Below are 20,149 nucleotides of genomic sequence, written 5' to 3'. Positions count from 1 at the left end.
ATGCCCGGCAGGGCAGAGGGGGCGCGAGGGATCGCCAACCGCTCCTGTAGCCAAGAAGACAGTCCGCAGGCAGCGCCGGTTGGATTGCGAACGCTGGCGGGACAGCGCCACCACTGGCCTGCCGGCCATCTCCCCCACGAGGGGGGGAGATCACGCTTTCACCTCAAAGCGCCTTCACCGCCACCTTGACCGGCTTTTCGATTTCCAGCGGGTTGCGCAGCGGCAGGCCGAAATCGCTCGCCTCGATCTCGAAAGTATCGCCCGCCTCGGTCTTGACGCCGTCGGCGAAGGAGAGCGTCGCGGTGCCGAACATGTGCACATGCACGTCGCCCGGCTGGCGGAAGGCCGAGTATTTGAAGTGGTGATGCTCGAGATTGGCGATGGTGTGCGACATGTTCGCCTCGCCCGACAGGAACGGCTTTTCCCAGAGCAGCTTGCCGTCGCGCCAGATGCGCGATGAGCCCCTGATGTCCGCCGGCAGGTCGCCGATCAGGATCTCCGGTCCGAACGAGGCGTTGCGCAGCTTGGAGTGCGCGAGGAACAGGTAGTTCACGCGCTCGGTGACGTGGTCGGAGAATTCGTTCGACAAAGTGAAGCCGACGCGGAACGGCGCCCCGTCGTCGCCGATGACGTAGATGCCGGCGATCTCCGGCTCCTCGCCGGCGTCCTGCGCGAAGGCGGGCGACATCAGCGCGGCGCCCGGCGCCACCGCCATCGTGCCGTTGCCCTTGTAGAACCATTCCGGCTGCACGCCGACCTGGCCTTTCGCCGGCTTGCCGCCTTCCAGTCCCATGCGGAACATCTTCATGGAATCGGTGAGCTGCTCCTCGCCGTCGCTGCTCAGCTTCTTGTGCATGGAATCGCGGGTCGCGGCGGAGCCGAGATGCGTCAGGCCGGTGCCCGTGAGATGCAGATGCGCCGGATCCGGATGATTGATCGGCGACACCACCCGGCCTTTCTTGTAGGCGGCGTCGAGGTCGATGGTTTCGCCAAGACCCTTGCGCTCGATCAGCGCCACGAGGCCGGTGCCGGTGCGCGCCGCCTCCATCGCCAGCGAATAGACGCTGCGGGCGCCGTTGATGATCCGGGTCTTGCCGCCGTTGCGGGCGACGACGCGGATCGTCTCGGCGTCGTCGAGGATCTGGGAGATCAGCATGATGAACCCTCTCTCTTTTGCCTTGGCCCGGCCGCCGATCGGCAGACCTTGACCGTCGCGGCCCGGAACGGTTCCGCGCCACGGTTGAAACTGCTCGTCCGGATTGCGCTCGCGAGCCCCGGTCCTCAGGGACTTCTTGGCGCCGGCGGGTTGCCGGCAGCATCGCGATCTAGACCCGTATGCCTCCTGCCTTCCTCGCCTGGAGCGGTTCGGCTTTGAGCTGCCGACCCGCTCCCAATATTTTGTCTCTGCGCAATCCCGAGGGAAAACCGCTATGCGCTTTTCCCGGAATTTCTTCCTGTCAGGCCTTGTTCTTGTTGTAGACGTCGAAGATCACGGCGCCGAGCAGCACCAGGCCCTTGACCACCTGCTGCCAGTCGACATTGACGCCCATGATCGACATGCCGTTGTTCATGACGCCCATGATGAAGCCGCCGACTACGGCGCCGATGACCTGCCCGACGCCACCCATCGCTGAGGCGCCGCCGATGAAGACGGCCGCGATGACGTCAAGCTCGCTGCCGAGGCCGGCGGCGGGCACCGCCTGGCCGAGGCGCGCCGCGATGATCAGGCCGCCGAGCGCCGACAGCACGCCCATGTTGATGAACACCAGCAGCGTCAGCCGCTCGGTGTTGATGCCCGAGAGCTGCGCCGCCTTGGCGTTGCCGCCCATCGCATAGATGCGGCGGCCGATGGTCATGCGCTTGGTGACGAAGACGAACAGCGAGATCAGCACGCCCATCACCAGAAGCACCACCGGCAGGCCCCTGTAGCTCGCGAACTGGACGACCAGGAACAGCGCCAGTGCGCTGCCGACCAGGGTCTTGATGACGAAGAGCGGGAAGGGTTCGGCCTCATAGCCGTGACGCTCACGCTTGCGGCGGGCTCGCAGCCCGAAATAGGCATAGGCCAGCACCGCGATCAGTCCGAGCACGATCGTCGTCATGTGCAGCGTAAGGCCGCTGCCGAGGATGGTCTTGCCGGCGGCATTCACCGTCGGCGGGATTAGCGTCAGCGGACCGATCACGTCGGGAATGAAGCCCGAGCTCAGCGCCTTGAAGCTGTCGGGAAGCGGGCCGACCGAGGAGCCGCCGCCCAGCAGCGCCTGGCAGATGCCGCGGAAGATCAGCATGCCCGCCAGCGTCACGATGAAGCTCGGTATCCGGTGATAGGCGATCCAGTAGCCTTGTGCTGCGCCTATGGCGCCGCCGACGATCAGGCAGACGATTGACACCACCAGCGGATTGCTGAGCGGGCCGAGCGGCCAGATGACCATCATCATCGCCGCCAGCGCGCCGATGAAGCCCGCCACCGAACCCACGCTGAGGTCGATGTGGCCGGACACGATGACCAAGAGCATGCCCAGCGCCATCACGATGATGAACGAGTTCTGCTGCACAAGGTTCGAGAGATTGACCGGTTTGAACAGCGTTCCCGACGTCGTGTACTGGAAGAACAGCATAATGACGATCAGCGCGATGATCAGGCCGTATTCGCGCAGGTTCGTCGTCAGCGCCGAGACGGCGATGCGCGGACCCTGCTTGACGTCTTCGGCTGCGCCGCTCTGCGGCGCGGGAGCGCTTTCTGTGCTCATGATGCTTTTTTTCCTTCTCCGCGAACGATGGCTCGCATGATCTTTTCCTGGCTGGCGTCGCTTGCCGCCATTTCGCCGACCATTCGCCCTTCGTTCATGACATAGATGCGGTCGGTGATGCCGAGCAGCTCCGGCATTTCCGACGAGATGACGATGATCGCCTTACCCTCGGCGGCGAGACGGGCGATGATCGTATAGATTTCGTACTTGGCGCCGACGTCGATGCCGCGCGTCGGCTCGTCGAGGATCAGCAGTTCCGGGTCCGCGAACAGCCATTTCGACAGCACCACCTTCTGCTGGTTGCCGCCCGAAAGATTGCCGGTCAGCTGATAGACGCTGGACGCGCGGATATTGGTCTTCTTGCGATAGTCGTTGGCGACGCTCATTTCGCGCATGTCGTCGATGACGCCGCGGCTCGAGACGCCGCCCAGATTGGCCAAAGTCACATTGTGCTTGATATGGTCGATCAGGTTGAGACCGTAGGTCTTGCGGTCCTCGGTGACATAGGCGATGCGGTTCTCCACCGCCTTGCTCACCGACGAAATGTCGATCGGCTTGCCTTCGAGCAAAACCTCGCCGGTGATGTGCCGGCCATAGGAGCGCCCGAACAGGCTCATCGCGAATTCGGTGCGGCCGGCGCCCATCAGCCCCGCGATGCCGACCACTTCGCCCTTGCGCACATTGAGGTTGACGTTCTTGATCACCTGCCGCTCGGCGTGGATCGGATGGTAGACCGACCAGTCCTTGACCTCGAAGACGACCTCGCCGATCTGCGGCTCGCGCGGCGGATAGCGGTCGTCGAGCGAGCGGCCGACCATCGAGGTGATGATGCGGTCTTCGCTGATGTCTTTCCTGGGCAAGGTCTCGATGGTGCGTCCGTCGCGGATCACCGTGACCTTGTCGGCGACCCGGTTCACCTCGTTCAGCTTGTGAGAGATCAGGATCGAGGTCATGCCCTGGCGCTTGAACTCGAGCAGAAGGTCGAGCAGCGCCTGGCTGTCCTTTTCGCTGAGCGAAGCCGTCGGTTCGTCGAGGATCAGCAACTTCACTTCTTTGCTCAGCGCCTTGGCGATCTCGACCAGCTGCTGCTTGCCGACGCCGATATTTGTGATGAGCGTCTTGGGGTCTTCCTTGAGGCCGACCTTGTCGAGCAGCGCCTTGGTGCGCTTCTCGTTGGCGTTCCAGTCGATGACGCCATAGGTCGCGTGCTCGTTGCCGAGGAAGATGTTCTCCGCGATCGAGAGCATCGGCACCAGGGCGAGCTCCTGGTGGATGATGACGATGCCGATGTGCTCGCTGTCATGGATGCCCTTGAAGTGGCATTCCTGGCCGCGAAAGACGATGTCGCCCTCATAGGTGCCGGACGGATAGACCCCCGACAGCACCTTCATCAAGGTCGATTTGCCGGCGCCGTTCTCGCCGACGATGGCGTGGATCTCTCCTTCCTCGACGCTGAGGTTGACGTTCGACAGCGCCTTCACGCCGGGGAACGTCTTGGTGATGTCGCGCATCTCCAAAATCGTCGAGGTCATCGGGAAATAAACTCCTACCAGGTCGGCAAAAACAATACCGGTCCCGCTGGTTAACGAAAAGGGGCCCTGCGTTGCGCAGGACCCCTGTCTTTGCAACCGAAATTACTTCAGTTCGTCGGCCTTGATGTAGCCGGAATCGACGACCTGCGCCTGGTAGTTCGACTTGTCGACGTCATGCGGCGTCAGCAGGATCGAGGGAACGACCTTGACGTCGTTGTTGTAGGTCTTTTCGTCGAGGCCGTCCGGCTTGCCGCCGGAGAGCACCTTGTCGACCAGCTGCACGGTGGCCTTGGCCAGTTCGCGGGTGTCCTTGAACACGGTCGAGTACTGCTCGCCCGAGATAATCAGCTTGACCGAGGCGGTCTCGGCGTCCTGGCCAGTCACGATCGGCCAGGGCTGAGCGTCGGTGCCGTAGCCGACGGCGCGCAGCGAGGCGGTGATGCCGCGCGACAGGCCGTCATAGGGCGACAGAACGCCATCGACGCGGCTGCCGTCCGAGTAGTTGGCCGAGAGCAGGTTGTCCATGCGCGCCTGGGCGGTGGCGGCGAGCCAGCGCAGCGTGCCGACCTTGTCCATGCCGGTCTGGCCGGACTTGATCTTGATCGAGCCGTCGTCGATCAGCGGCTGCAGGACGGAGATGGCGCCGTTGTAGAAGAAGAAGGCGTTGTTGTCGTCCGGCGAGCCGCCGAACAGCTCGACGTTCCACGGCTTGGTGTTCGGGAAGCGCTCCTTGAGACCCTTGACCAGGGAATTAGCCTGTATCACGCCGACGCCGAAATTGTCGAAGGTGGTGTAGTAGTCGACGTTGGCGGTCTTCTTGATCAGGCGGTCATAGGCGACGACGACGACGCCGGCGTCGTTGGCCTTCTGCAGCGCGTCGGCCATGGTGGTGCCGTCGATCGAGGCGATGATCAGCGCCTTCGGGCCCTTGGTGATTTCGTTTTCCAGCTGGCTGAGCTGGTTCGGAATGTCGTCCTGCGCGTACTGCAGGTCGACGGTGTAGCCGAGAGCCTCGAGCTGCGACTTGACGGCGTCGCCGTCATTGATCCAGCGCTGCGAGGTCTTGGTCGGCATCAGCACGCCGACAAGGCCTTCGCCGGCATGCGCCGGCAGCGTCATGGCCGCGATGCCAAGGGCCGCCACGGCGGCCAGTGTCTTGATGATTTTCACAGTAACTCTCCCTGGTTGATGGACGCGACACCTCGGGGCTTCGCGGGCCGCGCAGGCGAGCAGAAGCGCAAGCTGCGCTGCTGTCGTCTATCGATCTCCGGTATCCTCCCAATCGGCCCCGCGACGCTGATTTCGATCGACACGATCTCCCTCGTCATCGACCGTCATGCCACGGGACGTGCGAAGGGTGTGTCCCTTTGACATAACTGTCAAATGCGATCTTTGATGGTTGCTATACCGAAACTGGTATATAGCGAAAGTCGACGAAGGCGTCGCGGGAGCGGAGACAAAGCATGGCGGCACTGCGCAATCCTGATGGCGTATCAGGCACTTACGACGAACTTCCGGGCGACGGCGAAACGCTTCTGCGCAGCGGGCTCAGCCTGCGCCACATGCGCATGATCGCAGCGCTTGACGATCACGGCCGGGTAAGCGCCGCCGCCCAGGTGATGAACATCTCACAGCCGGCCGCCTCGCGCATGATTTCGGAGATGGAGGCGGTGCTCGACGTCAAGCTCTGCGAGCGGCTGCCGCGCGGCATCACGCTGACGCCTTACGGCAAGGCGCTGGCCAGGCGCGCGCGCTCGATCCTGCTCGAGATGCGCGAGGCCGACCGCGAGATCTCCGAGCTCAAGGCAGGCAAGGGCGGGTCGGTGTTCCTGGGCGCGGTGACGGCGCCGGCGATCGAGCTGGCGGTGCCGGCGATTCGCGAAATCCGCCGCCTCTATCCGCGCATCGAGATCACCATGCAGGTCGAGACCTCGAATGTGCTGGCACGCGAGTTGATCGCGTCGCGCCACGACTTCATCATCGCGCGCATTCCCGACGACCTCAATCCGCGCCTGTTCGAATCGCGCGTCATCGGCGTCGAGAAGGCCTGCCTGATCGTGCGTCGCGGCCACCCGCTGAGCAAGGGCAAGGCGGTGCGGCTCGAGGAGACCGCCGCCTACGACTGGGTCTTCCAGTCCGGCGGTTCGCCGCTGCGCCAGGCGATGGAAAGCAATTTCCTGAACCGCAACATCGCGCTCCCGGACCGCATCCTCAACACCAGCTCGCTGCTGCTCACTCTGGTCATGGTGGCGCAGTCCGACGCCATCGCGCCGGTGTCGATCCAGGTAGCGAAATTCATCCAGAATCCCGAAGGGCTGGCCGGCGCCATCGACGTCGTCCAGACCGAGTTCGACATCGAGGTCCGGCCCTACAGCCTGATCACGGCGAAGAACCGCGTGCTGTCGCCGGCAGCCAAGATGCTGCACGATTTCATCCTGCGCGAAGTGGGATGACGGCCGCTGGCGCAGTCCCTACGGCGCTGGGCTGACCCGCCCCGGCAGCCGACGGCGCCATCCTCCCTCGCGCATGTTCAAAACCCAAAATCCACCCTTTACAAGTCGCGGGCCCGGATTCCAACGTTGCGTCGGGGTGGGGGCTCTCCAGCGATGGCTTTCAAGAAACTGCGAATCCTGCTCGGCCTGAAGGCCGATCCAAACGCAATTCCGGCGCATGCCAGGATCGGCCGCCACTCCAAGAGCCTGGACGGGCATTCGTTCTTCAATTGCACCGAACAGTCGCCGGTCGAAATCGGCTCGTTCTGCGCGATCGCTCCCGGCGTCCGCTTCTTCTGCCAGGCCAACCACCCGACGGACACGGCGGCGAACTACGCGCTTCAGCACCAGCTTTTCAAGACCAGGTCGACCTTCGAATATCTGCGCACGAACGGCCCGATCAAGCTCGGCCATGATGTCTGGATCGGCACCGACGCCATCGTCCTGTCCGGCGTCACCATCGGCGACGGCGCCGTGATTGCCGCCCGCAGCGTGGTGGCCAGGGACGTTCCGCCCTACGCCATCGTCGGCGGCAATCCGGCAAGGATCATCAAATACCGGTTCCCGGACCCGACGATCGCCGCCATGCAGAAAATCCGCTGGTGGGACTGGCCGACCGAAAGGCTGATGCGGGAGAAGGCGGCCTTCGACCTGCCGGCCGAACAATTCGTCGCGCGCTTCCTGGCGCCTCCCTCGCCGTAGAGCGCCCCTCTCGGGGAACCGTGCTCGCGCGAGTGTAACACACCGATCGGAAGATTGATGAGCGATGCCTAATGTTAACCATCCTGATCTAGCGTAGACGCCCGCGAGACAAACGCGAGAACGAGAACACAGGATGAAAACCGATCTGCCGCCCGTAAAGCCTGGATGGACGTTGAAGACCATGGCGGTTGGGCTCTTCGCCGCCATCCTGGCGGCGTTGCCCGCGAAGGCCGAGACAGTCGGCGACAATCCCGGTGGCCAGATCATAAGCTTCGCGCTGCACGTCGCCGAATTGCGCGCCGCCGACGAGCAGGTGAGCTTTGAAGGGGCGTGCGACAGCGCCTGCACGCTCTATCTGTCGCTGCCCGTCGAGCAGCTTTGCGTGAGCCCGCGTGCCTCCTTCGGCTTCCATCTGCCATACGGCGTCGGCGGCCGGCAGAACGCGGCCGCCGCCAACTATCTGATCTCGCAATATCCCGACTGGGTCCGGCAATGGATCGAGGAACACGGCGGCCTGTCGCACACCATAGTGCGGATGGAGGCCGACGAGGTGGCAAAGCACCTGCCCCTGTGCGGGGTGCTGGCAAACAGCCAGCGGCCCGCCGCGGGATATGGCAAGTTTCATGCAAGCTGATTGATTTTTGCTGGAGCGGGTAGCGGGAATCGAACCCGCGCGTTCAGCTTGGGAAGCTGACAGGCTACCATTACATCATACCCGCGCGCGCCCTCGTTACCATGAGGGCCGGGCATCGGGCAATCGCCAAAGCCGCGCCCTGACGACAACAGCGCTTTTGACGCCGGCGCCGCGCGTGCTAGAAGCGCGTGCGCTTTGCGAATCGGCGGCTGTTCACCTGCCATCGCAAGCACGGCGCGAGGGTGGGGACCCGGCTTGGAATTCAGCATACGCAAGAGAAAACGGGCCTCCGGGACCAGGAAGATATTTGCGCCGGAAGATTTCCAATTCCTGCTGCAGCTTCCTGCCTTCGCGATTGTTTCCTGTCTTGTTCCTGAGCGGGGATGGCAAGCGGTTTGCCGGTCCATGGAGCGGCTCGGGAGCGCATCGTTCGTCGCACAGGACAGCGGGGTCCTGCAGACCCTTCGTTCGTTCGGACTGGCCGGCGATGACGATCTGCGCCGCGTCCGCGCGACGCGCCACGAGCATCACATACAGATCATGCGCGAGCGGCTCGGTGGGTGGAACCCGGCCATTGCGCTGCAAGGCATCGAGCATCTCGAAGCCGCGCAAAATGCAGGCCATGGCGCGGTGCTGTGGATCGCGCATTTCAGCTTCAATGCGCTGGCGGCGAAGATCGCCTTCGCCAGGGCCGGGTTCGAGGTGTTTCACGTCAGCCGGCCAGAGCATGGCTTCACCAAGTCGCGTTTCGGCATCCGCTTCCTGAACCCGATCAGGATTGGCGCGGAGCTGAGATACGCCGCCGGCCGCGTCGTCATCGACCGCGCCGACCCAGCTGCCAGCATGAACGAGGCCCGTCGGTTGCTTCGCGCCAACAAGTTCGTTTCAATAACCGCCGGAGCCTGGGAGGGCGAAGTGCTGGTCACGGCGCGAATAGGCGAATCGGGCATCGAAGTGGCCAGCGGTGCGCCCCGGCTGGCCAAGATCGCCGGCGCTCCGCTGTTGCCGGTCTTTGTCGGGCGCGACGACAGCACCGGCCAACTGCACGTGGTCGTCGAGCGGCCAATCGATCTCGCCCGCCATCGGGACAAGGCCGATATGATCCAAGGCGCCGCGCAGGAGTTTGCAGATCGGCATCTGCCCTATTTGCAAAGCTGGCCGCACCAGTGGCGCGACTGGGAGAAACTGACGGCGTTCATCCCGCGCTGACGATCGAGAGCTCATGCCGCTATTCAGCATTCTCATAACCGACGATCGGAGCGCTGACCTTCCCGAACGGGTCAGCGAGAACATCCGCTCGTTCAAGGCCGCCCATCCGGGCGAGGAGCATGTCCTGTTCGGGGAAGCGGAATTGAGTGAGTTCATCGCGGCGCATTTCGACGCCGAGGTGCTGTCGGCTTTCCGCACCCTGCGTCCCTACACCTACAAGGCAGACCTCGCCAAATACTGCCTGCTCTACGAACGGGGCGGCGTCTACGCCGACCTTTCCTATGAATTCCTGCGCGGCGTTCCGCGCGACCAGGGCCGCCTGTCGGTGTTTCGCGACTTCCTGAGCTCGACGCCATGGGACACCAGCCTCGGCGTGGTCGCCGCCCCCATGCGCCACAGGGCCATGGCCAAGGCCATCGAGCTGGTCTGCGCCAATGTCAAACGCGAATATTACGGCCCGACCGCCCTGTGCCCGACCGGCCCGACGCTGTTCGGCAAGGCCATCGCCATGACCTGCGATCCGGAGGACCTCGTCGTCGGAGAAGCGGTCAAGTTGACGCTGCCGCCAGGCGAACCGGGGCAGAAGCCGAGCCATTGCCTTCGGCACGGCAAGGAACTGGTGGCGATCAAACGCAAGCGGGGTGGCGGGCCGGTGTCGGAGCTCGGCATCGGCGGCGGCAACCGCTACAACCGGCTCTGGCGCTACCGGGAAGTCTATCGCGGACGGCCGCCATGGGCCCGCATCTTGCGCTGGCGGTTTTGGTGAGCGTGGCCGTTGCCGGCATCCGGCCGGCTTGATGCCGGGCGGGCAAGTGCGTATTTCTGGGATCGACTCCCCGAATCGGGGCGGCCGAAACGTGGAGACGGAACTTGTCCGCACTGACGCGCTTTCTCGGTGACTCACCGCTCCGGGTGCTGATCAAGCTGCTTGTGGTCTCGTTCCTCGTCGGCCTTGTGATGCACGCCTTCGGCTGGTCGCCGATGGACGTCTACTACGGCATCCGCCAGTTTTTCCTCGACCTGTGGAATCTCGGCTTCCATGCCATCGACCGTTTCCTCGGCTACATCCTCTTGGGCGCGGCGATCGTCGTGCCGGTCTTCATCCTGCTCAGGATAGCCAGCTACAGGAAGTGAAGCATGATCCCGAAAAGTGGAAACCGTTTTCGGAATAGATCATGCTCAAGCAACGACGCCTTCAGGCGAAGCCTGACGCCACCTCGAACAGGATGGCGTGGCGCGCGGCAAGCGCCGGCACGTCCGTCGAATAGCCGCCGCCGATGACACCGCAGACCGGAATGCCAAGCCGTCGAAAATGGCGGATCACCATCGTATCGCGGGCTCGCAGGCCGTCATCGCTGAGCGACAGCCGGCCCAGCCTGTCCTCGGCGTGGACGTCGACGCCGGCATTGTAGAAGACGATGTCCCAGCGCGCTCTCGCCGACAGGTCCGGCAGGATGCCGCCGAGCCTGTCGAGATAGGCCGCGTCGCCGGTGCCGTCGGGCAGCGCGACGTCGAGATCGGAAGCGATCTTGCGCACCGGATAGTTGCGCTCGCCATGCATGGAAAAGGTGAACGCGGGAGGTTCATCCTTCAGGATATCGGCCGTGCCGTCGCCCTGATGCACGTCGAGATCGACGATCAGGATGTTTCTCGCGGCACCCTCGGCGAGCAGCACCATCGAGGCGACGGCGACGTCGTTGAAGGTGCAGAAGCCGGCGCCCTGCGCGCGCCGCGCATGGTGGCTGCCGCCGGCGGCGTTGCAGGCGATGCCATGCCTCAGCGCCAGCCGCGCCGCCAGCACCGTGCCGCCGGCGGCAAGCTGTGCCCTGAGCGAAACCCGCGGACCGACCGGAAAGCCGATCTCGCGCTCGATCCTTTCCGGCACCTGGCAGGCCAGGACCTGGTCGACATAGTCGGCCGTGTGCGCCAGCTTCAGCCACGATGCCGGCGCCGGCTCGGGCATGGTGAGCGCGTCGCGGCTCGCCAGTCCGCGCGCTTCCAGCGCCTGCATCAGCAGCGGATACTTGCTCATCGGGAAGCGGTGGTTGACGGCGAAACCGGCGTCATAGCCGGGGTGATGGACGATCTGCAGCGGCATGCCAGCTCCGGGATTCGGTTGGCCGACGCCGGATCGTGATTGCGCGGCACCGGCAAACTGGGGCACATCGGTCGTCCGATCAAGCCGCCACGAGGACCAGGTCCTGGATCAGCTATCGACATCGGCCGGCGGCCGGTCTTTCGCCGTAACCAACCGCTCGGTGCTTGCTATCGCCGTGCCGATGACGCTCGCCTATCTGACGACGCCGCTGCTCGGCATCGTCGATACGGCGGTGGTCGGCCAGTTCGGCGACGCCGCCCTGCTCGGCGGCCTGGCGGCGGGCGCGCTTGCCTTCGATGTCGTCTTCACCACCTTCAATTTCCTGCGCTCCGGCACCACCGGCCTCGTCGCCCAGGCGTTCGGGCGCGGCGACGCACTGGAAGAGCAGGCGGTGCTCTGGCGCGCCGTGCTGATCGCCATCGTCGCCGGCATCGTGCTCGCCGCCCTTGCGCCGGTGATCGCCATTGGCGGGCAAAAGTTCATGGGCGCCGAACCGCGCGTCAGCGAAGCGATGGCTGTTTATGTCCATATCAGGCTGCTCGCCGCGCCCTTCTCGCTGATCAACTACGCCACCCTCGGCTACGTGCTCGGGCGCGGCGAGGGCGGGCTTGGCCTGATGCTGCAGGCGGTGTTGAACGGCATCAACATCGCGCTTTGCTTCCTGCTCGGCCTGAAGCTCGGCTGGGGCGTGGCCGGTGTTGCCTGGGCGACCGTCACCGGCGAGTTCCTTGCCATGCTGCTCGGCCTCGCCATCGTCCTGCGTCGTTTCCGGAGGTTGGAGCGCCCCTCGCGCCAGCGCATCCTCGACCTGCCGGCCTACCGGCGCATGCTGTCGCTCAACCGCGACATCATGATCCGCTCCTTCTCGCTGCTCGCCGCCTTCGCGCTGTTCACCCGCCAGGGCGCGCAGTTCGGCACGGTGACGCTGGCTGCCAACGCGGTGCTGATGAACTTCTTCCTTATCGCCGGCTACTTCCTCGACGGCTTCGCCACCGCCGCCGAGCAGCTCGCCGGCCGCGCCATCGGCGCGGGCGCCGAAACGCCCTTCCGGCAAGCGGTGCGGCTCACCCTTTTCTGGGGTTTCGGCCTGTCGGGCGTCGCCACCGTCGTGCTGCTGCTGGCCGGTGTCGATCTGGTCGGCCTGATCACGACATCGCCCGAGGTCCGCTCGGTTGCCGATACCTATCTGCCCTGGGCGGCGTTCACCGCGCTCAGCGGCGTGCTGGCGTTCCAGATGGACGGCGTCTTCATCGGCGCCACCTGGTCGCGCGACATGCGCAATATGATGCTGTTGTCGTTCCTTGCCTTCAGCGCCGCGCTGCTCACCCTGGCGCCAACCTTCGGCAACAGCGGGCTCTGGGCGTCGCTGCATGTCTTCCTGCTGGTGCGCGGCGTGAGCCTGCTTATGGTTCTGCGGGTGCGGGCGCGGACTGCGTTTTAGGTAGTGCCGCCGCTCGGGATTAGGATCCGTTGACGCCGGGAGAGCTGACTGCTGGCGAGGACAACGTACCTAGAGGCCGGTGAGCAATTTCTTGAGCAGGACGTTGAGAGTCTCCTGCTCCGACGGCGTCAGCACGGAGATCAATTGCTCTTCTAGCGGCCACCATTGGACCAATCAAATCGTCTATCGCACGCTTGCCACCGGTCGTTATGGCAATTTGCTTGCCGCGCCGGTCCTTTGGATCGGGGCGTCGTTCAACCAGCCCGGCGCACTCCGGTCGATCCAGGCGGTTGGTCATGCCGCCCGCCGAGATCATCGCCGATTCGTAAAGCTGCGTTGGCGAAAGCATATAGGGTTCGCCGGAGCGCCTGAGCGGCGTCAGCACATCAAACTCACCTACATTCAGGCCTGACGAAAGCAGCGGGCTTCAGGTGATCGCGCGCGGCGGCATCGAGCAGACGACCTACCATTTCAGGCAACACTGGAAGGTCGGGGCGCTCGCGAGCCCATTGCTTAGCCGCGGCCTCGGCACGACCCATTCGAATATTCTCTCAACAAAATGTATCTTGACATAGAGATACATTGCATCTACTAACTTTACATCAAGACAATAGCGCAGGGCGCGGCGATGGAGAAAGCTATGTCCAGAATGATTTTCGTGAACCTGCCTGTGCGTGACCTGGCGGCGTCGACGGCGTTCTACGTGGCTCTAGGTGGCACCGTAAACCCGCAGTTTTCGGGCGAGAAATCTACCTCGCTCATGTTCTCGGACGCGATCGGGGTGATGCTGCTGAGCCATGACCACTATCGCGAATTCACCAAGCGCCCTATCGGCGACGCGCGGCGTGACAGTCAGGCAATGATCGCCCTCACGGTCGACGACCGCGCCGCCGTCGATGCAACGCTGACCAGCGCGGTTGCGGCGGGCGGTCGCGCCGATCCCAACCCGGCACAGGATCCTGGCTTCATGTATAACCGCCACATTGAAGACCCAGATGGCTATGTTTGGGAGATCGTATGGATGAATCCGGCAGCCTGAACGCGGAAGGGCAACGCGATGAGAGATGACATAAAGGTGTGGGCGCACGGGTAGCGCCATGGCCTTCTAATAAGCCTTGACGGCCCAATGATCCAGGCGGCTGTCGCGCAACTCGCGCAGCGAACTCAGTCCTTCGCGCTCCACAAACCGCGCCATGCCGGCAACGATGCGCCCCGGCAGTGAAGGCCCGGCATAGATCATGCCGGTATAGAGCTGCACCAGATCGGCGCCGGCGCGGATCTTTTCCAGCGCTGTCTCCGTGGAATCGACGCCCCCGACGCCGATGATCGCCATCTCGGGACCGACGAGCTTGCGCATGCGTGCAAGGACAGCGGTCGAGCGCTCGAACAGCGGCTTGCCGGACAGCCCGCCGGCCTCGCCGGCGACGGTCGCGCTCCGCAGTCCCGCCCGCGCCAGCGTGGTGTTCGAGACGATGACGCCGTCGATCCGCTTCTCGGTGACCTCGGCGGCGATGTCTTCCAGTTCCGCTTCGACCAGATCCGGCGCGATCTTGAGGAAGACCGGCGGCGTTGCCGCAGCCGACGCCCGCGCCGCCATCACGCGCGACAGAAGCTCGCCGAGCTGCTCGCGCGCCTGCATGTTGCGCAGGCCCGGCGTGTTCGGCGAGGAGATGTTGACCGTGAGATATGTGGCATGGGGCGCGAAGCGGGCGACGCCGCGCTCATAGTCACCGATGCGGTCGGCGCTGTCCTTGTTGGCGCCGATGTTGACGCCGACGATGCCAGGGCGACCCTTGCGGGCTGCAAGGCGCTTCTCGGCCGCCTCGTGGCCCTCATTGTTGAAGCCCAGCCGGTTGATCACCGCTTCGTCGGCCGTCAGCCGGAAGATGCGCGGCTTCGGATTGCCCGTCTGCGCCAGCGGCGTGACGGTGCCGACCTCGGCGAAGCCGAAGCCGAGGTTAAGCAGCGGGTCCGGCACTTCGGCATTCTTGTCGTAGCCCGCCGCCATGCCGAGCGGGTTCGGGAAATCGAGGCCTGCGACGCGCAGCTTCAGCCGCTCGTCGCGCGGCGGGCGCGAGGTGACCGGCAGGCCACATCTCAACGCGGCGATCGACAGGCCATGCGCCGTTTCCGGATCGAGCGTGAACAGAACCTTTTGGCCGATCCGGTCGAGCACGCTCATTCGGCCTCCAGCGCGGGAAACTCGTGCCGGCCGTCGGCACCGAGCGGCAAGGGGCGGACCCAAAGCACTGCCGAGAGATCGAGCGGCGCATAGAGATGCGGGAACAGCGCGCCGCCGCGCGACACCTCGTATTTCAGCGCTTGGCCGAGGCGCGCGCCGTCGATGGCGACAAGCAGCAGGCCGGTCTGGCCGGCAAAATGCTTCGCCGCCGTCTCCCGCACCTGATCGGCGGTCGAGAAATGGATGAAGCCGTCGGCGATGTCGATTGGCGCGCCGGTGAAGCGGCCGCTGCTCTCGGCCTCGCGCCAGAGCGCTTCGGGCGCGATCTTGTAGATAAACTGAGACATGGCTGCGCTATAGTCCGAACGAACCGCGCGGGAAAGGGTGCAGGCAAGGTCCGGAAAGATGTTGCACGGCTTTTCCGGCGGGAGCCTGCGTCGAGGCAAGGAACCACTCTTCCCCACTTCCGGCGCAAACCTATGGTAGAGTGCGCCTACTGGCTCATGGAGGACAACATGCGTCCGCAGCATATACTGATCCCCGCGGCACTTTTCTCGCTGGTCGCCGCGTCGGCCTTTTCCGAGGAAACCGACCGCTACCGGCTGGAAAAGTCGGCCAACGGCTATGTCCGCATGGACACCCAGACCGGCGCCATGTCGATCTGCGAGGAGCGCTCAGGCCAGCTCGTCTGCAAGACGGCCGCCGACGAACGCGCCGCCTACCAGGACGAGATCGACAAGTTGCAGGCCTCGGTCAAGGCGTTGGACGAGCGTGTCGCCAAGCTTGAGAACTCGCTTTCCGCCCGGCTCGAATCGCAACTGCCGAGCGAAGAGGATTTCAACAAGACGATGGGCTACATGGAGCAGTTCTTCCGGACGTTCAAGGACATCGTCAAGGACATGGACAAGGAGAGCGGCGACGACGGCGCCAGGCTCAACCAGCAAAAGACCTGAACTCCAAAGCGCTTCGCCTGAATCCGTTTCAGCGACGCGCCTTGTGTCCGCAAAAGGATGATTTGCAGACCTTCGACTGAATGGCCCCTACGCGTGGCGCCTCTCAAGGCTGGCGTCATCAGCCCGAGGGCGCACGGGTGAGAATGGAAGCATGCAGGTCGGTTCGACCTGAAATCTGGATCCGGCGCTAGGGTTGGGCATCTCAGGATGGTTCGCGTGTGTCGCGACGAACGACTGGGACGAAGAGCTACTTCACGATACGTTCCTGCATCAACAATAGCGCTTGGTCGTGTCCATACCGTGGAGCGGCCGGTCGGGTGCAGAGATAGAACTCGTCGCTCGTAGTCCGCATGACGCCGGGGTCGCCTTCATAGACATACTCCTTGCGGCTGGCGATGTATTAACCGCCGGGCTTGCGACGTCACTTAGCTTCGTACACAGAAGCGATTGCCATATATTTCCTCTCACAAATGTAAGCGGTTGAAAGATATTTAAGACCAACAGGAGGAGTGGAAAATTCATATTGGCGTTTCAGGTATTTGCACTCGTCCTCTGAAACTAACACCTTGGGCGGGAAACCATTTTCATGATTGCCGACTACTACAGTGCCGTCAAAATTTAACAGAAGGGTAATTAAAAGAAACCGTTCCATCGCTATCTCCTAATCTCCCTGACATGGTCAGGGCTGCAGAATTTCGCGATGCGGGAATCCGCTTTTGCAGCCGTTTGCGCTGCCAAAAGAAGAGCGAGCGCGATGATGAGCTTGGTGCGATCCATGTCGCTCTCCGTCCCATCCGGTGCTGCTGGGATCGCTTGGAAGCGACGGTCGAATGGGCTAGGGTTAGGAAGCGCGCCAGGTGGGTGAAATGTCCCGAAAGGCCCCTGAAATTGACCCGAAACTTGCCGAAACGATCACGTTTGGCGGTTTGTTTTCCTGACCAGAAACAGCGAACTCCGAACGGTCGAAGGCAAAGCGGTCGATCTCCGCAGCCAGTCCGCCGAGGTGCTCTCCGTGCTCGCGGCGCGACCGGGCGAGATCGTGTCCAAGGATGCGCTGATGCAGGCGATTTGGCCCGATACCTTCGTGACCGACGACAGCCTTATCCAATGCATTGCCGATATCCGCCGCGCATTGGCGGACGACGCGCATGCGATCGTGGAAACCCTCCCCAGGAGAGGCTACCGGCTGAATGCCCATCCGTCGGATGCAACCGACCTAGACGCCGCGGCCGTCAAGGAGCGAGCCAAGACACGTCTTTCGCGACGCGGGGTCATCCATGCTGCGATCGTTCTCGTCGCGGCGGCGATCGGCGCATACTACGGCGCGGAAGCATGGCGAGCCGCTCCGGTTCGATCGAGCGACATGCCGAGAATTGCGATCCTTCCCTTCGACGACTTCGGTGCCGGAGCGGACAAGGGATATCTCAGCGATGCCGTCGCCGAGGGGATCATCACCGAACTTGCGCGGAGCAAGACCTATGCCGTCATCGCCCGGAACTCGAGTTTCAGGTACCGAGGGAAGCCCACCGACACCAGGCAGATTGGCGATGAACTCGGCGTCGACTACCTGCTGGAAGGGAGCCAGCAGAAGATCGGAGACCGGCTGAAAGTGGCCGCCCAGTTGTTGGATGCGCATGACGGATCGCTTGTCTGGGCCAACACCTACAACGGGGAGATTGGCGATCTTTTCGTCGTCCAGGAGAAGATCATCCGCACGCTTGCGGATCGGGTCGGACGGAGGATCGAGCGCCCCCTGCCACAGAGCGGTGCCGCCAAGGTCAGCGCGCTGCACTATCACCTGATGGGGATTGCCAAGATCCGAGAGGATTTCTCGGCCGCGAGGAACGAACTGTATCGGCAACTGAACCTCAAGGCGATCGAAGAGGATCCGAACTCGCAGTTCGGCTATATCGGGCTGGCCTGGTCCTATCGCAACGATGCGATGTTCGGCTGGAACGAACAGGACCGTGACGAGGCGTTGAAGCGCGCGGCCGAATACGCCGACAAGGCCATCCTGCTCGCCCCTGATGACGCTGAAGCGCATAATATCCGAGCCAGCATCCATACCGAAGCCGGCGAGGTCGAGCAGGCCCTTGCCCGGTACGATCAGGCAATCGCCCTGAACCCCAGCAATTCGGATATCCTGGTCCGCAGCACGGATCTGCTGCTCTATGTTGGCCATACAGACGAAGCGATCGATCGGATCAAGCAGGCCATGGGCATCGATCCCTTCTACCCGGACGATTTCAACTGGCAGATGGGCTGGGCGCTCTGGGAAAAGAACGATTGCGGGGCCGCGCTGGCGGCGATGCGGAAAATGTCCAGAATCCCGAGCGGCGCACACCGAATGCTTGCGGGCATCCACGCTTGTCTGGGAAACAAGCGAGAGGCAAAGGAAGCGCTTGCGGTTTTCCTCCAGAACACTCCCGACGAATCCATCAGTAAGGAGCGCAGGGAGTGGGAGAAGATATGGACCGCCCCCGGAAGCCTCGACCGCTGGATCGGACAGATGCGACTCGCGGGCTTGCCGGAGGAGCGATGGCTGACCGTACGCGGCCTGGCCGGGCGGCCGAGCAATGTCCAGGAAAACTCGGATCGCGACCTTGGCTGCGCCAACGCAAATGAGTTTCCGTCAAAACTGAACCGCCGTGGGAAAAACCCGCGCGCGGCCTTTGCCGCTTGAAAACGGCCAATATCGCCGCATAATCGGCCAGATCCCGTAAAAACAGACAAGCATGGGATTGGGGAGGACTATTTGCCGTCGGGTTACACCTTCGTCATCGCCGACGATCATCCGCTTTTTCGCGGCGCGCTGAAAGCGGCGCTTGTCGGCGTCGGTGACGTCGCCGCTATCCACGAGGCTGGGGATTTCGAAAGCGCCAAGGCGCTGGTCGTGGCCAATGAAGACATCGATCTGGTGCTGCTCGACCTGTCGATGCCGGGCGCCAGCGGCCTGTCCGGCCTGATCTCGCTGCGCGGCGTTCATCCGGCCGTGCCGCTGATCGTGGTCTCGGCGCATGACGATCCGGTGACGATCCGCCGCGCACTCGACCTCGGCGCCTCCGGCTTCATCTCCAAATCGGCCAGCATGGAGGAAATCCGCCGTGCCGTGCAGGCGGTGCTGGCCGGCGATATCGCCGCGCCCGTCGGCATCGATCTCGGCGTCGAGCGCGATCCCGAGATTTCTGACCTGATCAAGCGCCTGCAGGCGTTGACGCCGCAGCAGACGCGTGTGCTCGGCATGCTGGCCGAAGGCCTGCTCAACAAGCAGATCGCCTATGAGCTCGGCGTCTCCGAGGCGACGATCAAGGCGCATGTCTCGGCCATCCTGCAGAAGCTCGGCGTCGACAGCCGCACCCAGGCGGTGATCCAGCTTTCCCGGATCGGCGGCGACCCGCTGCAGCCCGCGAGCTGATTGGCGGGCGCCTGCCGTCGAAGCAGCATCAGCTGCTTGTAGCGAGGCTTGTTCAACTGAGCCGCACGGACAGCTCGACATCGTCGCCGAAGGGGGTGGAGATGTAGCCCGATGCCGGCGAGCGCACGCGCTCCAGATATTCGGGAGAGAGGTCGGCATTGTCGGCGATGACCAGCGCGCCCGGTTTCAACCGACTCTCGACCAGGCTCAAGATTTCCGGATAGAGCGCCTTGGCGCCATCCAGCAATAGAAGGTCTATCGCGTCGGGCAGGTCGGCGCTCAGCGTCTGCAACGCATCGCCCTCGCGGATTTCCACCAGGTCGATGAGGCCGCCTTCCGTCAGATTGGCCTTGGCGCGGACCACCTTGGACGGCTCGAACTCGGTGGTGATCAGGCGGCCGCCGCCATTGTCCCTGAGCGCCGCGGCAAGATAGAGCGTCGAGATGCCGAACGAGGTGCCGAACTCGATGATGACGCGCGCGCCGCTGCTGCGTGCCAGCATATAAAGCAGCGTGCCGGTTTCCGGCGAAACAGCGAGCCACAAATCCCTCAGCCGCCCGTAGAGATCGACATACTCGGTCTTGCTGCGCAGCAGGCGTTCCCGCTCGTCGTGCGAGATGCCGGCCATTGCCGGGCTGGTTGCGGTCTCGGCTTCCTTGAACAGGCGGGCGAGCAGGGGTGCAAGCGGGGCGTTTGTGAGCGTGATCATCGAAGTCTCCAATCGAAAATGGCTGTGTTCTT

At 63.6% G+C, this 20,149-nt stretch carries 22 protein-coding genes and 1 tRNA gene; 11 read left to right on the top strand and 12 right to left on the bottom strand.

Annotation, left to right across the window (positions count from 1 at the left end):
• Positions 1 to 163: 163 nt before the first annotated feature.
• The 4 genes from araD1 to chvE all read right to left on the bottom strand — a co-directional run bounded on the left by araD1 (position 164) and on the right by chvE (position 5,452).
• Positions 164 to 1,156, bottom strand: coding sequence for an AraD1 family protein (gene araD1, locus EN857_RS00605; RefSeq protein WP_135857519.1), 993 nt, complete (start codon positions 1,154 to 1,156; stop codon positions 164 to 166).
• A gap of 301 nt (positions 1,157 to 1,457) precedes the next feature.
• Positions 1,458 to 2,750: a multiple monosaccharide ABC transporter permease gene (gene mmsB, locus EN857_RS00600; RefSeq protein ID WP_127309987.1), complete on the bottom strand. Its 1,293-nt coding sequence runs from the start codon at positions 2,748 to 2,750 to the stop codon at positions 1,458 to 1,460.
• Positions 2,747 to 4,282: a multiple monosaccharide ABC transporter ATP-binding protein gene (gene mmsA, locus EN857_RS00595; RefSeq protein WP_127286059.1), complete on the bottom strand. Its 1,536-nt coding sequence runs from the start codon at positions 4,280 to 4,282 to the stop codon at positions 2,747 to 2,749. Before mmsA ends, mmsB begins: the two co-directional genes overlap by 4 nt.
• A 102-nt stretch (positions 4,283 to 4,384) precedes the next feature.
• Positions 4,385 to 5,452, bottom strand: a complete 1,068-nt coding sequence (chvE, locus tag EN857_RS00590) for a multiple monosaccharide ABC transporter substrate-binding protein (protein WP_127286060.1) — start codon at positions 5,450 to 5,452, stop codon at positions 4,385 to 4,387.
• A 293-nt stretch (positions 5,453 to 5,745) separates the two neighbouring features.
• On the opposite strand from chvE, the gene EN857_RS00585 reads away from it, so the two are divergent.
• The 3 genes from EN857_RS00585 (at position 5,746) to EN857_RS00575 (ending at position 8,110) form a co-directional block, all read left to right on the top strand.
• Positions 5,746 to 6,735, top strand: coding sequence for a LysR family transcriptional regulator (locus EN857_RS00585; protein WP_128272426.1), 990 nt, complete (start codon positions 5,746 to 5,748; stop codon positions 6,733 to 6,735).
• A 153-nt stretch (positions 6,736 to 6,888) separates the two neighbouring features.
• Positions 6,889 to 7,476 carry a CatB-related O-acetyltransferase gene (locus EN857_RS00580; RefSeq protein WP_135857517.1) on the top strand — a complete coding sequence of 196 codons (588 nt, stop codon included), beginning with the start codon at positions 6,889 to 6,891 and terminating at the stop codon, positions 7,474 to 7,476.
• 133 nt (positions 7,477 to 7,609) lie between these two features.
• Positions 7,610 to 8,110 carry a hypothetical protein gene (locus EN857_RS00575; RefSeq protein ID WP_127286063.1) on the top strand — a complete coding sequence of 167 codons (501 nt, stop codon included), beginning with the start codon at positions 7,610 to 7,612 and terminating at the stop codon, positions 8,108 to 8,110.
• Positions 8,111 to 8,121: 11 nt separating this feature from the next.
• Here the strand turns inward: EN857_RS00575 and EN857_RS00570 are convergent.
• A tRNA-Gly gene (locus EN857_RS00570) sits at positions 8,122 to 8,195 on the bottom strand.
• Positions 8,196 to 8,305: 110 nt separating this feature from the next.
• Between EN857_RS00570 and EN857_RS00565 the strand changes: the two genes are divergently transcribed.
• The 3 genes from EN857_RS00565 to EN857_RS00555 all read left to right on the top strand — a co-directional run bounded on the left by EN857_RS00565 (position 8,306) and on the right by EN857_RS00555 (position 10,453).
• Entirely contained in the window at positions 8,306 to 9,319 is a 1,014-nt protein-coding gene (locus EN857_RS00565; RefSeq protein WP_135857513.1) for a hypothetical protein, read from the top strand.
• Between the two features lie 13 nt (positions 9,320 to 9,332).
• The gene (locus tag EN857_RS00560; protein ID WP_135857511.1) at positions 9,333 to 10,085 is read left to right on the top strand and encodes a glycosyltransferase; all 753 of its coding nucleotides are present in this window, start codon (positions 9,333 to 9,335) and stop codon (positions 10,083 to 10,085) included.
• 104 nt (positions 10,086 to 10,189) lie between these two features.
• The gene (locus tag EN857_RS00555) at positions 10,190 to 10,453 is read left to right on the top strand and encodes a DUF6460 domain-containing protein (protein ID WP_127286066.1); all 264 of its coding nucleotides are present in this window, start codon (positions 10,190 to 10,192) and stop codon (positions 10,451 to 10,453) included.
• Positions 10,454 to 10,514: 61 nt separating this feature from the next.
• On the opposite strand, the gene EN857_RS00550 is transcribed toward EN857_RS00555, so the two are convergent.
• A complete protein-coding gene (locus EN857_RS00550) occupies positions 10,515 to 11,417 on the bottom strand; it encodes a histone deacetylase (protein WP_135857509.1) in 903 nt (300 codons plus the stop codon).
• Positions 11,418 to 11,520: 103 nt separating this feature from the next.
• Between EN857_RS00550 and EN857_RS00545 the strand changes: the two genes are divergently transcribed.
• Complete coding sequence (locus EN857_RS00545; protein ID WP_245511259.1) at positions 11,521 to 12,858, top strand: MATE family efflux transporter; 1,338 nt, start codon at positions 11,521 to 11,523, stop codon at positions 12,856 to 12,858.
• Positions 12,859 to 12,877: 19 nt separating this feature from the next.
• Here the strand turns inward: EN857_RS00545 and EN857_RS00540 are convergent, their stop codons facing one another.
• A complete protein-coding gene (locus tag EN857_RS00540) occupies positions 12,878 to 13,243 on the bottom strand; it encodes a MarR family transcriptional regulator (protein WP_348630756.1) in 366 nt (121 codons plus the stop codon).
• 255 nt (positions 13,244 to 13,498) lie between these two features.
• Between EN857_RS00540 and EN857_RS00535 the strand changes: the two genes are divergently transcribed.
• Positions 13,499 to 13,897: a VOC family protein gene (locus EN857_RS00535; RefSeq protein ID WP_135857504.1), complete on the top strand. Its 399-nt coding sequence runs from the start codon at positions 13,499 to 13,501 to the stop codon at positions 13,895 to 13,897.
• A gap of 66 nt (positions 13,898 to 13,963) precedes the next feature.
• Here the strand turns inward: EN857_RS00535 and EN857_RS00530 are convergent, their stop codons facing one another.
• Entirely contained in the window at positions 13,964 to 15,040 is a 1,077-nt protein-coding gene (locus tag EN857_RS00530) for a quinone-dependent dihydroorotate dehydrogenase (RefSeq protein ID WP_135857501.1), read from the bottom strand.
• A complete protein-coding gene (locus EN857_RS00525) occupies positions 15,037 to 15,387 on the bottom strand; it encodes a DUF952 domain-containing protein (protein ID WP_127311761.1) in 351 nt (116 codons plus the stop codon). Before EN857_RS00525 ends, EN857_RS00530 begins: the two co-directional genes overlap by 4 nt.
• Before the next feature lie 168 nt (positions 15,388 to 15,555).
• Between EN857_RS00525 and EN857_RS00520 the strand changes: the two genes are divergently transcribed.
• Complete coding sequence (locus EN857_RS00520) at positions 15,556 to 15,993, top strand: hypothetical protein (RefSeq protein ID WP_127282418.1); 438 nt, start codon at positions 15,556 to 15,558, stop codon at positions 15,991 to 15,993.
• 421 nt (positions 15,994 to 16,414) lie between these two features.
• On the opposite strand, the gene EN857_RS00515 is transcribed toward EN857_RS00520, so the two are convergent.
• Positions 16,415 to 16,645, bottom strand: a complete 231-nt coding sequence (locus EN857_RS00515; RefSeq protein WP_135857499.1) for a hypothetical protein — start codon at positions 16,643 to 16,645, stop codon at positions 16,415 to 16,417.
• A 2-nt stretch (positions 16,646 to 16,647) separates the two neighbouring features.
• Positions 16,648 to 16,770 carry a hypothetical protein gene (locus EN857_RS36120; protein WP_281035916.1) on the bottom strand — a complete coding sequence of 41 codons (123 nt, stop codon included), beginning with the start codon at positions 16,768 to 16,770 and terminating at the stop codon, positions 16,648 to 16,650.
• 157 nt (positions 16,771 to 16,927) lie between these two features.
• On the opposite strand from EN857_RS36120, the gene EN857_RS00510 reads away from it, so the two are divergent.
• Both EN857_RS00510 and EN857_RS00505 read left to right on the top strand, forming a co-directional pair.
• Positions 16,928 to 18,676 (top strand): winged helix-turn-helix domain-containing protein, encoded by a 1,749-nt coding sequence (locus EN857_RS00510; RefSeq protein ID WP_135857497.1) that lies wholly within the window; start codon positions 16,928 to 16,930, stop codon positions 18,674 to 18,676.
• Between the two features lie 72 nt (positions 18,677 to 18,748).
• Positions 18,749 to 19,408, top strand: a complete 660-nt coding sequence (locus EN857_RS00505) for a response regulator transcription factor (RefSeq protein WP_127393032.1) — start codon at positions 18,749 to 18,751, stop codon at positions 19,406 to 19,408.
• 52 nt (positions 19,409 to 19,460) lie between these two features.
• Here the strand turns inward: EN857_RS00505 and EN857_RS00500 are convergent, their stop codons facing one another.
• Positions 19,461 to 20,117, bottom strand: a complete 657-nt coding sequence (locus EN857_RS00500; protein WP_127282422.1) for an O-methyltransferase — start codon at positions 20,115 to 20,117, stop codon at positions 19,461 to 19,463.
• Positions 20,118 to 20,149 lie beyond the last annotated feature (32 nt).

Source organism: Mesorhizobium sp. M4B.F.Ca.ET.214.01.1.1, from assembly GCF_004791545.1.
In the GTDB taxonomy this organism is placed as follows: domain Bacteria; phylum Pseudomonadota; class Alphaproteobacteria; order Rhizobiales; family Rhizobiaceae; genus Mesorhizobium; species Mesorhizobium abyssinicae.
Note: the sequence above shows the minus strand (reverse complement) of the source record. Positions and strands in the feature narration are given on the sequence as shown.